Raw genomic sequence first — 13,958 nt, 5'->3', positions numbered from 1 at the left:
GTGCTCGAAACACTGACTTTGCCCGAGGACAGCAAAACGGTCACGGGCTCTTCGAACGTGCCGACATCTCGTTCGCAGGTCATATGCTGGTCTCCTTTCGCAAACCTCCCCAAGACTTTACCGGTGAACCATCCGTTCCGTTGCGTCACGTTTGTCCCGGTAGGCGAACATTGTGAGGATGGGCTTCGTCCACCCCCTCATGCCTCCTCTCATAACCGAGGGGGTCAGTTCTTCATCTCGTCAGGGGGTCAGTTTCTCAATTCGGGCGACAGGCGTGTCGGAGCGGCTCTTGTGCTTGAGGCCGGCTCGCGAGGAGCTATGGTCGGAATTGGGTGACGCGGCCGATCAGGCGGCGCGGTGATCCGGTGTCGCGGACTGTGCGACACCATTGGTGAATTTGACGCCGGCGATGTCTGAGCAGCTCAAGCGTAAGGCGACAGTATCGAGGTACCTGCACGGCGGGAGGCACGCAACGCTCGATGCGGATTTGCTGGAATGGATTATGCGGAGGCAGCTTCGAGTTGCCGCGCCGGCTCCTGGTGCGGCGCAGCATCTGTTCCCGCGCCAACGCCGGCCGGTCATGTTCCTTTAGGCCGAGCGCGGTGGCTTCAGTAAAGGCGTCGACAAATGCCAGCAGGCGTGTGGTCCGGTCACGGTGACGCCGGCGCTCACGGCCGATAACGTGCAGGCCGCTGTTGAGCGCCAGCAGGTGGGGCCGCGGTCTTGCGGCGCTGCCGCAGCATGCGAGCGACTAGAAGGGTGCCGAGCCAGGGTTGATGCTGGAGTGGACTGATGTCTTCCCAGGCGTCCGAGAGCATCGCAGCAACAGCACTTGATGAGATCGGTTATCGTGCTATATATGTAATCATCCTCACCAACCCAGCGGAGTGGAATATTATGGCACATACCAATGACACCTTTGAGCTATCGGGATTTGGCGCGCTCACCGGAACTCCGAAGGAGGTTGGTGACCAACTTGATCGGCTGACTGCGGAGCAAGTCATAGCGCTAACGTTCGAGCATGGGAGTGAACCCGCAGTTCGCGCCCTTGCGGACACGGTCGTCAGCATCGCGCCTCTGGTCCGTACCATCCTGATGAGTCGTCAACGTGAAGCCATTAACTTAATAATCGAGGCCCTGGTCCCTCAGGTGCCGCCCCCGCAGTACATGCTTGTCGAGGCGCGGATGACGGCCGAGGCGAGAAAGGCAGTGCTGGAGAGCGGCGATTGGCTGACCGCTCCCCAAATCGCCAAAATGGCTGGGTTCAGCACAAGCAACCTGAGTGCGCAGCCAAACAAGTGGAAGAAAGAAGGCCAGATCTTTGCAGTTCGGCATCGGGGCGTAGACTATTTCCCTGGGTATGCTCTGGATTCCGCCGCTGGATATCGGCCTATCAAAACGCTCGCTAAGGTTCTGAGCGTCTTACACGAGAAAAAGGACGACTGGGGGCTCGCCTATTGGTTTGCATCGGTCAATAGCTTCCTTGGGGGCAAGCGTCCGCAAGATGTGCTCCCTGCGCAACCCGAGCGCGTTCTTGCAGCCGCCGAGGATGAGTTGGTAGGCGCACTCCATGGCTAAATCAAAGATTGGACGGGGACCTGGGATTCCCGTTCCATCGCACGATTTGCAGGATATCATCACCCGAACGATATGGCCGGCGGACCAAGTTATCCATCGTATCCATTTGAATCTCTATGCCGGCGTCGAGTTCAATCCAGGCCTGAAAGGCAATGCCCGTTTCAGCCCGATCAAGAATGCAACTGGGGCCAATATCCCAACTCTGTACGGCGGCACGACCTTTGACTGCGCGGCGATGGAAACCGTCTTCCACGATGTGCCATTCGCGCCGGGCCTGAAGACCTACGACAAGGTGAAACTGGCGGATCAAGTCTATTCGCAGGTGGCGCCGCAGGGCGAATTGGTCTTGGCTGATCTGAGCGTCACAGCGCTGAGGAAACTCGGCATCAAGCGCAGCCAGATCATCGACACCGAGAAGGACCGCTACCCAGCAACACGCCCCTGGGCTGAAGCCATTCACGTACAATGCCCAGATATCCAGGGACTTTGCTGGATTTCTCGGCAGGACGACCGGGCTCTCGCCGTGATGCTGTTTGGCGATCGAATTCCGGCAAGGACGTTGGTGCAGTCCGGCGTGTCGCTCGATTTGACCGGGAATTCTGACGTCTATTCCGAATTGCTCGAACTCGCCGATCGTATCGGCGTAAAGATCGTAGGCATCAGCTTCTGATGGCGGGACAGGAGATCATGGCAATTCTGGGGGCACAACGAGGTAGTCGCTGACCTCCCCAGCCGCGCCTTCCGGCAACCGTCTGATCAGAGTGTGCCGTTGCGGTCATGGCCGCGCCGAAGGCGGAGGGACGGTTGCGGGTAAAAGCCGTCCGTATGCGCCGTGCACCGTGCGCTGGCGGCTGTCGAGCTGTTCGACGTGATTCAATGGCGCGGTTTGCGCGGAAATTTTGCAGCCCCGGGGCCTGCAGAGCGCGATCAAACTGGCGGTGCGCGCCAGGCCCGTCCGCGGCCGCAAGAGCAGGAACGCTGTGACCGCCGATATTCTGGCCGCCCTCTTGAAACATGCGCCGGTGACCGTCTCGTCGACGTCGGGGATCGCGCGATTCTCATCACGGCCTTCGCCTGCAGCGGCCGGCGTCGCAGCGAAATTTCTGCTCTTCGCGTCGAACAGCTGGTCGACGAAGACCCGGTTCCGGCCGATCCCAACGCTCCCGGCGGCGATAAATTGCCGTGCCTGTCGATACGGCTCGGCCGCACAGAGACGACGCAAGCCGACAGCGACGCTTTCGTGCTGCTCGTCGGCCGGCCTGTGCTGGCTGGAACGCGCCAGGATCAGCGACCGCGTCGTGTTTGGCGGCATCGACCACTGGGGCAATCTCGAAGCGCGCGTCCTGACGCCGCAGGCCGTCAATCTGATCCTGAAGCGGCGCACCGCCGAGGCCGGGCGCTCGATCCGGAAGCCTTCTCCGCCCACAGCTTGCGCTCCGGCTATCTCACCGAAATCGCACGCCGCGGTATTCCGCTGCCCGAAGCCATGCAGCAGTCGCAGCATCGCTCCGCGCAGCAGGCCTCAAACTATTACAATGACGCGGAACGCACGCTCGCGGGCGGCGCGGATAATCGCCTGAGTCGCAATTCGATCCGACCCTTGCGGCGTTAGCTCCAGACAATTGGTTCCGAGGCAGCCGGCCTTCCGGATCGATCACCTTGACCTGGTGCGGGAGCCCCTCGCCCCAGCTCCATAGCACGAGGTTCTGATCGGATGTGCCGGCACCTGGGGCGAAGCTGGGCACGAGAATGCCGAACTTGCCTTCAGCAACCAAGCGGTCGTGGATGCTCCATGACGGCGGCCGTTTGCCATCGACGAGAAAATCCATCCAGGCACAAGCCATATCTTCGAACTGGGCGTCGGCCTGGCCTTGCGCCGTCCTCAGATCGACAATGTCGCCCCCGAAACCGGCCAAATGCACGCACAACGTCCAGTTCTCTCGATCGGCCGCCCATTGGCGATCCCCGCGTCTCGACGGAGGATCGGGCGACCGACGCCCGACGAGGTCAAGGCGGCTGGCTGCCGCCTCGCCCACCAGGAGCACGGCTCCGGCGCCTCGCCCTCCCGGCCGGTGCTGGCGAAGCTGATGCGCGAGATAGCCGTATGTGGGACACGCCGCTATGCGATATAGCGCCCAGAATCTCCAGGGTCGCCGCCGGCGATAGCCTGCCAAGACGGTCACCCACGCTTGCCGTGGGCACCCGTAATGGAAACGATGGCGGGCGCTACCGTGACGAACAGGATATAATGCTCACCGGCAGCAAGCTGGTTGAGGAAGGCCCCACCGTCATGAAGCCAATGAACGAAGAGCACCTTGCGGTCCTACGCAGGCACATGGTCGAGATGATTGCAATCCATACCGACCTTGCAAGCGAAGAACTCGGCAAGGCAGCGCTCGATGAGCGGGTGATGGCGGCGATGCGGCGAGTGCCGCGGCATCGCTTCGTGCCAGCCTCGGTTGCACCTTATGCCTACCAGGACATGCCGCTGCCGATCGGCTTCGATAAAACCGTCTCGCAGCCATTCATCGTCGCTCTCATGACCGATCTCCTCGCTCCCCAACCGCACGAGGCGGTCCTCGAGATCGGCACTGGCCTGGGCTATCAAACCGCAATCCTCGCGGAACTCGCCGGGCAGGTTTGGAGCGTAGAAATCATCGAGGAATTCGTAAGCCGTGCGGAGGCTCTCCTGCAGGAGCTAGGCTTATCCAATGTCGGCATTCGTGTCGGAGACGGGTCTCGCGGCTGGCCCGAGCACGCCCCATTCGACAAGATCCTGGTCACGGCGGCGGCTGAGCAGACACCGCCGGCTTTTCTGAAGCAACTCAAGCCGGGGGGACGGCTGGTTCTGCCTTTGGGATCTAAAGAAGCACAGTTTCTGACTGTCATCGACAAGGATGCGGCAGGGCAGCTCGAGACCCGGAAACTCATCCCGGTTCGGTTCGGCCGGCTCGAAACCGTCTAGTGAGGTGCGACAACTAACGCGACCGCGCTTTTCCACCGTCAATCAGATGCCAGCCTTCCGCGTTTCTTCGCCCTTTGTGAACGCGAGAAACAACACCGTCGCAGACTTGTGGAACGCTTATCCGCAGCGTGGCCTGAGTTAACTGCGACATACGGCGCCAGCATAGTCTGCTGAGGAAGCGCAGTCTTCGGCGGCCTCGCCTGCGGGCGAATGCCTGTCCGCGGGATTTCCTCACGACCGAGGTGCAAAATGATTCCGCGACATCTGTCATTATGCACGACGACACGCGCGTCGAGGAGGCCCGCCATACGGCCCTCGATACCACACTTCTGCAGGCCTTGCCGTGGATCGTCTCGCTCAAGCGGGGAGACTTAACCACCTGATGCTTGCAACACCTTGATCTAAACGCAGTTTACCTCATTCAAACAGACGAGGACATTAGGCCACCCCTCCCCTACGGTAAGAGGTCGTTCGGCCGACTTTATCCGGGAGAAACTATTGTAGTCGTATGGAAATAAAATCAAACGCGCCGATTCTTCATGCAGACACTATTGGAGTTCATGTGCTCGCATCCCATAGGGGGAACGTTGTCGAAGGACGAGTGGGGGAACAACGATTTTCTCGGTGTTACCGCAAAAACCTATAAACCCCATTCGGTGATATGCCGCCAGGAAGACGACAACGGTGAGATATTCATTGTAAAATCGGGTTGGGCTATACTTTATCACGCGCTGCCAGACGGAGAGCGGCAGATCATAGACACTCCCCTCAAGGGGGACGTTGTCGGTTACCGTGGTTTGGACGGACCCCGTCTTGCGTCGCTGGCGTCCATAACCGAACTAGCTGTCTATGAAATTTCCAGTAAGGAACTGGTCGAGGCGATCCTGTCGGACGGCCGAATCGGGAAGAAGATCGCCTCCTCGCTGGCGCGCCTGAACGCCATCCTTGCCGAACATCTGATAAATACCGGGCGGCGGAACGCGATGAGGCGTACCGCCCATTTCCTGCTCGAGTTGGAAGAGAGGCTCTCCATGGTTGAGCTGTCGGTTGATGGAAGATATGAGTGTCCTCTTGCCCAGCATGAACTGGCCGACATCCTCGGAATGACCACGGTTCACGTCAACCGAACGTTAAGGGAGCTCCGCAAGGCCGATCTCGTCTCTTTCAAGTCAGGCCATGTAGAGGTGATCAACCGCAAGAAGCTGGTCGAAACAGCCGGATTCGACAGCGAGTACCTCAGGTAGCGGCTATCTCTCTTTGAACGCCAGCGCATGGACGCCAAAATGAAAACGGTCGTTCCGTCGCCGGAACAGTTCGAGACGACATTTATGGAGGGCTGGTCGTGCGCAGGACGCCTGACGTCTCGACGACAGCGGTATCCGGCTCGAGGCGGTCGACGGTTGGGCCGAGCGGAACGCAACCCGTTCGTGCTGACCAAGTGTGACAAGGGAGATCATCGTGGCCGCGGCAACTCGGCCTATCGCGCGAGTGCGACGTGCTGCCAAATTATGCGCAGAGGGCCGCTTACCAAGGCCTGCTCGATTAAAGTGGGGAGCCAATGCTGCCAGCACTGTCCCCCGACAATGTCAACGGCACTTTCGGCGGTTCTGGTCTGCCGATGAAATGTCGGAGGCACACGCTGATCCAGATTCGGCTGTCTGCTGGGCTGAAGATGGCTGGGTGTCCAATGCATGCGCCTTTCGCACAGAATCCAGCCCTTTGGGTCCAGCTTGGCATCGGTTCCCTGAAAATTACCAAAAAAGCAATCTATGTTAGAGACTGCTTATAAATAACCCCTACACTTACCCCACGCTGGGTATCACTGGGGGTTGGGGAACTGACAACGACGCAAATGGGGTAATCGAGTCTCGACCCTTCAAAACGCGCAGTACCAAACTTTCACTGCGAGAGAATGCGGAAATCATGTCGGCCAGCGCAAGACGGCTTGTGTGGGAAAGAGGGAGTATTGACATGGGTGCCACGGCAGGACTGCACAATTGTAATTCGGCCAGTCAGTCAGAAGTTCCGTCCGGCGGGCCGGGAATCGACCAAGGGCAGACAGGCAGGGAATGCCTCCTCATCTTGGACGGAAGGGCTCTGGACCGCGAGTGTCTCGCATCGGCTCTCGTGGACCACGAACTCGGCATGGATGTCGCCGCCTTGGCGTCCGTCGAGGAATGGCGCGTCAGAAAGAGATCGGCCCCTCCCCTTGCAGCCATACTCTTCAACCTTGGCAGTCGGAAGGTCACCGATCGTGGCATCGCTGACGAGATCAGGCATATTTCGGGCGAGTTCAAATCAGTCCCTGTGGTCGTCCTGGCCGACACCGAAGACCTTGCCCAGATACTGACCGCTCTCGAATGCGGTGCACGCGGTTACATTCCGACCTCTGTTGCAATCAATGTCTGCGTCGAGGCCATCAACCTTGCGGCAGCGGGAGGCATCTTCGTGCCGGCGAGCAGTGTCATTGCTATGCGGCACCTGATAGATTCGGGCAGCCGCGACACGCAGCCTTTAGCAGGCATGTTCACGCTTAGGCAGGCCGAGGTTGCGCAAGCGCTCCGGCGCGGCAAGGCGAACAAGATGATCGCCCACGAACTGAATTTGCGCGAAAGCACGGTGAAGGTCCACATCCGCAATATCATGAAGAAACTAAAGGCGACCAACCGCACGGAAGTCGCCTGCAAGGTCAACGACCTTCTCGCAGAAGGAACTCTGGCTGAGTAGTGAGCCCAAGCGCCCAAGCGTAACACTTCCCAACTTGCGTGAGTCCCGCAGCCGCATTCTATTGCTGAACGTCCAAGGGCGGAATCGGCAGCTGAACTGCTGTCTAGCCAGACCTCGATCGTATCGAAAATCTTGTGCTGGCCCTTGATCGGGAACGAGGCTTCGGAAAGTGAATGCACCAGCCAAAACGAAGCTCTGTCGCAGGTCAGATAGGAGGACGATTGTCGAAAACGAGGTATGCATTTTTTGCTTCAAGTAGATCATGCCGATGGTGAGATTCCTGAGGTACCACCGTATCGTTCCCCGGCGCGCCGTTGCCAGTCGGTGGAGTAAGCATACCATGATTCATCGCCCAAACTGCAGCCTGTGTTCGGTTGCGGACTCGAATCTTTCTAAGTATGGCTTTGACGTGTACCTTCACCGTAGCTTCGGCAATGTTGATTTGGCGCGCGATCGCTTTGTTTGACTCCCCTTGGATCAAGCGGCACAGAATACAGTTTTCGCGATTCGACAAAATTACCAGTTCTTGATCGCTACTCTCCACTTTACTTTCCACCTTTGGTAACTCATAAGCTATCGGTTCATCTTTCGAACCTTGCCTTATATCTTGAATAATCATCGAAGTTTCCGCAGGTAGTACCGTTTGCCCAACCATAACCAATTCGAGGGCTTTGATGAAGGTGTCGTAAGCAGCGATCTTTGTCAGATACCCGTCAGCCCCCGCACGAAAGGCTGAGACTATATCGGTCGTGCGACAGTGATCAGCTAGCGCAACGACATGGCTGGCTGGGTAAATCGCCTTAAACTCAGCAATCTGCGCGAATTCAGCTTCCGCATCAGCACCGCCGATATCTATGATTAGCAAGATCGACCGGTGATGCGGTAACGGCTTTTGCAGAAGATCGTTAACAGAAACCGTAGAGAAAAGAACGCGAAAATCTTCTTCATTCAGGATTCGACTAACACCTTCTCGAAGTAACTCGCTTGGCCCGACAAGCACGGTTACGAAAGATTGCCTTGTCATCATCGCTTCTCACCCGGCGCGATTGGTTACACGCGTCGATTAGGTGCTCCATGCGCCAACCGTACAGTTTTCTTTTTTTAACCTTACGCCAGGAAAGCCGTACACCAAAATACCCTCTTTAGGCGTAGGGCAGCATCATCGAGGCGTATCCCGAATCTTCAACCTGGGGCTTTTGGTCAAGAACCCGAGCTCGTGGTTTCAAAGCAAGCGAGACGAACGACAGTGAAAGACCTACGATCAATCCTGCGCCTGACGCATGAGCAAGGCCTCTCGGTGCGTGCGGTGTCGGAACGGCTGAAGATCAGCAAGACTTCGGTTTCGACCTGTCTGTTGCGGGCGCGTGAGGCTGGCATCTCGGACTGGCCGCTTCCGCCGGGCTGTGACAATGACGTATCGCTTGAGAGGCTTCTGTTTCGCCGGGTTGGCCGTCCGCCGCAGGATATGGACGAGCCCGATTGGGCGATGATCGCGCGCGAGTTGAAGCCCAAGGGCGTGACGCTGACGCTGTTGTGGCAGGAATACCGTGCGGCGCATCCCGATGGTTATGGCTACACGTGGTTTTGCGACCGGTTCGGCGCTTTCCAGCGCCGGGCGAGCGCAACGTTCCGCAACCGCCACGAGGCGGGCGCAGTGATGCAGACCGACTATGCGGGCCACACCGTGCCCGTCGTTGATCCCGATACTGGCGTCATCTACCAGGCTCAGATCTTCGTTGCGGTGCTGGGCGCCTCGTCCTTCACCTTCGCCCATGCCAGCTTCAGCCAGAAGCTGCCGGACTGGATCGAGGGCCAGTGCCGGGCACTCGCCTTCTTCGGCGGGGTAACGAAGGCGATCGTCTGCGACAATCTGAAGGCCGGCGTCGCCAAGGCGCTGTGGTTCGAGCCGACGCTCAACCAGACCTTCGCCGCCATGGCCGAACATTACGACACGACGATCCTGCCGACCCGCAGCCGCAAGCCGCTCGACAAGGGCAAGGTCGAGGGGCGCGGTGCTGATCGTCGAGCGCTGGGTCCTGGCCCGGCTGCGCAACCGGCGCTTCTTCAGTCTCGGCGATCTCAACGCCGCAATCGCGGGGTTGCTGGAGGATCTCAACAACCGCCCCATGCGCCATGTCGGCAAAAGCCGCCGCGAACTGTTCGAGGAGATCGAGCGGTCGGCTTGCGCAGAAAAGGAGCTTGTTCCTAGCGGCGCAGCGATGATTGAGGATCTCGTCGTAGTCCTTGAATATACGGTTGGAGAGCCCCTTGTCATGAATTGCCGCAGGTTTTCGACTGGGTTCAGTTCCAGTGAGCGCGCGGCACGAACATCAGAGTGATGTTGTCCGGCCGCGTCACTTGCGATCCGGCCTGATCAGGATCAGCACCGCATGCGCGCCGTCGTCGGCGCTCCGACTGATCTCGGCGAGGTGCTCCCGCATCGCCGCGGTATCGCAATAGGGCATGCCCTCCCGGAGGCAGACGGGCCGCTGGTCGAACCAGTGGGGGAATTTCACACAGTAGCTTTGCCAATTGCTGCGAGTCCAGCAAGGCTCGGTAGGTGTCTCCAGTTCGGCGATGTCGCGAAGGCGCGCATCGAATTGCGCCGCAAGCTGCCGCTGCCGCGTGACGAGTGCGGGAAGCCGTTGCAGTTGCTCACGCCGATGGCAGCGTGCAGGTCGGTCGGTAGTTGTAGCCGATTCAGGATAGCCCTCGTAGATCACCTGTTTCGAGCTGTGCCGGACCCGTGTCGGTAACGTTCATGCGTGCATGACCTTGTCTCCTGTCCTCGGGGGTAAGTTCACACGTAATCCGACATACTAGACGACGTTTGCAATTCGACGTAGGCGCAAGCTTGAGCGCAACGCCAATCGCCCGGGAGAGTCTCAGTATAGCCTTATCAAGGCCGCATTATGGTCATGAACGTTAGCATTATATCCCATATGAAATTTCTGGTTGTATTGTCAGAATTTCGTTAAGACGATAGATCTTCGTTTTATTGCCCGTGAGTGTCTTTGTAGATACTTATACAGATTACTGCTTAACTGGAGAAACACATGAGATCGATGAGTCGCTACAAGGAAATACTGCGAACACACTCGGAATGGTTGAACAACTTACGCGCGACGACGGAGGCAGCCGAGTGACGACCGAAGCTCCCATTTCCACCGTTTCCGCGTCGACGGCAACGACGCAGCCGGCGCAGGGTCTTACCTACACCACGACACCGATCCAATCGCAGTATGATGGCCAGGTGATTGAAAATCTTGACATCTACGTCACCAACGGGGACGCGGTCACGATTACGCACGACAATGTCATCCTGCGCAATTGTCTTATTCATCACGTCGAAGGTGACGGGGTGGTGGTATCGGGCGCAAACGGCGTCACGATCGAGAACACCGAAGTCATCAACGCCGACCCGCCGGCGGGAATCGACCCCGAGACGAGCCCGAACATCAACAACATCAACGCAGAAAACGCCTCGAACTTGACCGTTCATAACACCACAGTGCGGGAAGGCTCGACTGGCATCTATCTCGTGAACTCGCCCGGCGCGAGTCTTTCACACGTCGATGGCTACGACTTCCATGGCCCAATGCCGCGCGGTCAGTTCGTCCAGTTCAACAACTCGGGCAATAGTTCGCTAACCGACTTCTATGCCGTAAACGACGCCGGCAGTTCGCATCCGGAGGACATCGTCTCGGTATATGGCAGCCCGAATACGACGATCTCAAATGGGGTGATCGACGGTAACAACTCTCAGACCGGCGTGGCCGTTATGTTCGAGAACGGATCGACCGGCGGCAGGGTGGATCACGTTGACGCCATCCATCAGGGCAATGGCGCGTTCTCTTCCTACGCGAGCGATGTGACCTTCGATCACACGAGGTCGTTCGACGGTATCAATGAGGATCAAGGCCGCGGGCTGCCCTCGTCGAATGGACTGATCTGGAATGTAAGCTCCGGCGGGGTCAGCGTCCTGAACTCGAGCTACACCAACCCTGGCAATCCCAACAACACCATCTGGGACGCGTCAAAGGCGGTCGTAGCCGACGTGCACGAGGATCCCACCGCCACCCCAGCGGCACACGTCGACAACCAGTTCACCTGGGACTACGCAGGGGATAGCTCGACCGACACTGTCACGGGCGCGAACGTCACCCCGCCAATCACTGGCTCGACCGGGACCGAAACTGGGTCTGGAACCGGGATTGCCGCTCCTTCCGGCGGCACCAGCGATGGCACCTTGTACGGCACCGGCGGCGCCGATGTATTGCATGGAACCAGCGGCCACGCGATGATCGGCTATGGCGGTAACGACACTTACAATGTCGATAATGCCAACGAGAAGGCGGTTGAGGCTGTGGACGGCGGTAACGACAGTGTGATCGCCTCGGTGAGCTATGCGCTTTCGGCCGGCTCGGAGATCGAGCATCTCGCCACCAACAACCCGTCCGGCACGCAGGCGATGAGCACCACCGGCAACGAGTTCGCCCAGACCATCGAGGGCAATGCCGGCAACAATGTCATCAACGGCGGACTCGGCGCCGACGTTTTGACCGGTTACGGAGGCCACGATGCCTTCTCGTTCAATACGGCTCTTGGAGCCGGCAATGTCGACAAGATCACCGACTTCAAGCGCTCCCAGGACACTTTCCATCTCAGCGATACCGTTTTTGCCGGGCTTCAGTCGGGAGGGCTTCCGTTCAAAGCTTTCTTTGTAGGTGCAGCCGCGCATGACAGCTCCGATCATATCATCTACAACAGTGAAACCGGGGCTCTCTCTTTCGACGATGACGGGGCCGGCGGCGCATCTCAAACGCAGTTCGCCACCCTCTCCCCACATCTGTCGCTCACCGCAGCCTCGTTCTTTGTGACCTGAAGGACTACGCGGGGAACCAATATCCCGCGAGGGGCTGCCCTGGCAAATAGGGACTGGATCACAGTACCTCAAAGCCATGATCCCGAACCGAAGGTCAGCGTACCAAAAAGGGGAGCCCGGTTTCGGAGAAGATCACGCTCATGGAGTTCCATCCCGATATCATCGGGATGGAACAGACTCGAGTTGTGAGCTTTCCGTAGTTCACGCGGACCGAACCGAGGAGACTGGAGTTACAGACTTTCAGCACTCACCGGAGGGTACTAAATCAATATTCACAAGAATGCCCGTCTGACGCCGTGGCGTCGAGAGGAACTGGCTCGTTCGGCCATCGAGCGACATCTTTCCCAAGCCTTGCGGCGCAGGCCTATGGTGTGTCGAAGCGAGCCGGCCTGTGAAGCTGGTCGATGTAGATCGGCGTCGTTTTGAAGAGAACATGCTCTTCAACCGGTCCATTCGCGAGAACATCGCGCTCGCCGATCCGGCTATCCCCATGGAGCGGGCATCGCTCGCCGGCGTTCACGATTTCATCCTGCGACTGCCCGCGGGCTATAACGTGTCGACTGCGTCATTGCCGGCGCCTGGGTCGCCGGCGTCGCGCGACATGGCTTCTCATCGAACGGATACTCTGATCCTCGAAGCAGCGGACGCCTCGGCACTGAGACAAGTTCGTGTAATTCCGAGTTTATCCATGCGGCATTACGATCCGGTCGGATCGCTAAAGGCTCAGATCTGCGTAGCGGGTCGGGAACAGCTCTATCGTCACTGCGAGCGAGCCGCCGATTCCGCATATGCGCCGCGGCAAGCCTTATAGCCGCAGGAAACCGGTGTTTGCTTCTCTCCAGGCAAACGCGTCCGGTTGCGCCGCGGGAGCACCCGTCTGTCGGCCAACCTACAATTGACCGCCTGGCGGGCTGTCCCTCTCCTAACCAGCAGGAAGGCAGATGCGCGGGCATCCAGAGCCCACAGCCCCGCCTTTTCCACGCCAACCTACCCGATCGTACTTCGGTCTCGTCGACATCTTGCGCCATAGCGAGCCGTCGTAGCATGCCGTCAGGCCGCTTTGGGAACGGCCGACGGTAGCGCCGGCGGCTCGGGATAGGCCCGCTGTCACGGTCATCGTGCACCGGTATCCCCGAGGAAGGGCTCGGTTAGTCCGTCAGCGCGGGCAAGCGCGGCGGCACTCTTCTTGCGTTATCCAAGTTTCTGCGCATGGCCATTCAAACGTAAGCGCGAATTTCCCCGCACCTTTTGCTGTTGAGTGCTCTGATGCATGAGGTGTCCACCAAAATAGGTGGACACCTTGTGATGGAAGAAGATGAGCAGAAACTGCGGGTGAGGCTTGTCGGTCGGGACGGGCGACGCCGATACGACCCGGCATCGAAGGACCGTCTTGTCTCGGCCTGTCTTGAGCCTGGCGTGTCGGTATCGAGGCTTGCGCTCGAACATGGGGTCAATGCGAACCTTCTTCGGAAGTGGATAAAGAAGCGGGCGGAGACCCAGTCCCTCCCACAGCCCCCACCATCGGCGTTCATCCCGGTTCAGATTGAAAGCACTTCCGATCGGGCCTTGCTGCGACAGAGCAGCATGGCTGCGGTGGATTTGCCGGGGACTTGCGATGGGGCACGTAGGTCGGCATCGAAAAGGACAGCGCCTTTTTCCTCTCCAGCCAAGGTGAGCGCGTCGCTGCCGAACGGCGTGACGTTGACGCTGGAATGCGGTGATGTGGATGCGTTGACGGCGACCATCGGAGCACTGGGTCATGTTCAGACTGGGCGCTGACCTGAAAGTCTACCTGCACCGCGA

Annotated in this window: 12 protein-coding genes and 3 pseudogenes; 11 read left to right on the top strand and 4 right to left on the bottom strand. The window is 58.8% G+C overall.

Features of this window, described 5'->3' with window-relative positions; translation table 11 throughout:
* Nucleotides 1–316: 316 nt before the first annotated feature.
* Entirely contained in the window at nt 317–679 is a 363-nt protein-coding gene (locus NKH30_RS32360) for a DUF1612 domain-containing protein (RefSeq protein WP_352998060.1), read from the bottom strand.
* A complete protein-coding gene (locus NKH30_RS32355; RefSeq protein ID WP_352502796.1) occupies nt 669–818 on the bottom strand; it encodes a DUF1612 domain-containing protein in 150 nt (49 codons plus the stop codon). Before NKH30_RS32355 ends, NKH30_RS32360 begins: the two co-directional genes overlap by 11 nt.
* Here NKH30_RS32355 and NKH30_RS32350 point away from each other — a divergent pair.
* From NKH30_RS32350 to NKH30_RS32320, 6 genes and pseudogenes are all read left to right on the top strand, one after another.
* Nucleotides 793–1,578, top strand: coding sequence for a hypothetical protein (locus tag NKH30_RS32350; protein ID WP_352542492.1), 786 nt, complete (start codon nt 793–795; stop codon nt 1,576–1,578). The two genes, NKH30_RS32355 and NKH30_RS32350, sit on opposite strands and share 26 nt — an antisense overlap.
* Nucleotides 1,571–2,248: an RES family NAD+ phosphorylase gene (locus NKH30_RS32345; RefSeq protein WP_352542493.1), complete on the top strand. Its 678-nt coding sequence runs from the start codon at nt 1,571–1,573 to the stop codon at nt 2,246–2,248. Before NKH30_RS32350 ends, NKH30_RS32345 begins: the two co-directional genes overlap by 8 nt.
* Nucleotides 2,249–2,399: 151 nt before the next feature.
* Nucleotides 2,400–3,158 (top strand): annotated as a pseudogene (locus tag NKH30_RS32340) (tyrosine-type recombinase/integrase); the annotation flags it as partial.
* A 710-nt stretch (nt 3,159–3,868) separates the two neighbouring features.
* A complete protein-coding gene (locus NKH30_RS32330; RefSeq protein WP_352473846.1) occupies nt 3,869–4,543 on the top strand; it encodes a protein-L-isoaspartate(D-aspartate) O-methyltransferase in 675 nt (224 codons plus the stop codon).
* A 587-nt stretch (nt 4,544–5,130) separates the two neighbouring features.
* Nucleotides 5,131–5,787, top strand: a complete 657-nt coding sequence (locus tag NKH30_RS32325) for a Crp/Fnr family transcriptional regulator (RefSeq protein WP_352473800.1) — start codon at nt 5,131–5,133, stop codon at nt 5,785–5,787.
* Between the two features lie 727 nt (nt 5,788–6,514).
* Nucleotides 6,515–7,270 carry a LuxR C-terminal-related transcriptional regulator gene (locus NKH30_RS32320; protein WP_352818814.1) on the top strand — a complete coding sequence of 252 codons (756 nt, stop codon included), beginning with the start codon at nt 6,515–6,517 and terminating at the stop codon, nt 7,268–7,270.
* A 205-nt stretch (nt 7,271–7,475) separates the two neighbouring features.
* Here the strand turns inward: NKH30_RS32320 and NKH30_RS32315 are convergent, their stop codons facing one another.
* Entirely contained in the window at nt 7,476–8,297 is an 822-nt protein-coding gene (locus NKH30_RS32315; protein ID WP_352542495.1) for a LuxR C-terminal-related transcriptional regulator, read from the bottom strand.
* A gap of 189 nt (nt 8,298–8,486) precedes the next feature.
* Here NKH30_RS32315 and istA point away from each other — a divergent pair.
* Nucleotides 8,487–9,477, top strand: a pseudogene (gene istA, locus NKH30_RS32310) (IS21 family transposase); the annotation flags it as partial.
* A 147-nt stretch (nt 9,478–9,624) separates the two neighbouring features.
* Here the strand turns inward: istA and NKH30_RS32305 are convergent.
* Entirely contained in the window at nt 9,625–9,993 is a 369-nt protein-coding gene (locus NKH30_RS32305) for a hypothetical protein (protein WP_352998057.1), read from the bottom strand.
* Nucleotides 9,994–10,412: 419 nt separating this feature from the next.
* Here NKH30_RS32305 and NKH30_RS32300 point away from each other — a divergent pair, with 419 nt between their 5' ends.
* The 4 genes and pseudogenes from NKH30_RS32300 to tnpA all read left to right on the top strand — a co-directional run bounded on the left by NKH30_RS32300 (nt 10,413) and on the right by tnpA (nt 13,934).
* Entirely contained in the window at nt 10,413–12,155 is a 1,743-nt protein-coding gene (locus NKH30_RS32300; RefSeq protein WP_352998055.1) for a calcium-binding protein, read from the top strand.
* Nucleotides 12,156–12,419: 264 nt separating this feature from the next.
* Nucleotides 12,420–12,538, top strand: a pseudogene (locus NKH30_RS33325) (IS481 family transposase); the annotation flags it as partial.
* A gap of 8 nt (nt 12,539–12,546) precedes the next feature.
* Nucleotides 12,547–12,966 (top strand): hypothetical protein, encoded by a 420-nt coding sequence (locus NKH30_RS32295; protein WP_352922122.1) that lies wholly within the window; start codon nt 12,547–12,549, stop codon nt 12,964–12,966.
* Between the two features lie 494 nt (nt 12,967–13,460).
* Nucleotides 13,461–13,934, top strand: a complete 474-nt coding sequence (gene tnpA / locus NKH30_RS32290; protein WP_352496699.1) for an IS66-like element accessory protein TnpA — start codon at nt 13,461–13,463, stop codon at nt 13,932–13,934.
* Nucleotides 13,935–13,958: the final 24 nt, after the last annotated feature.

Origin of the sequence: Mesorhizobium sp. M1273, assembly GCF_040318195.1 — a bacterium.
Taxonomy (GTDB): domain Bacteria; phylum Pseudomonadota; class Alphaproteobacteria; order Rhizobiales; family Rhizobiaceae; genus Mesorhizobium.
Note: the sequence above shows the minus strand (reverse complement) of the source record. Positions and strands in the feature narration are given on the sequence as shown.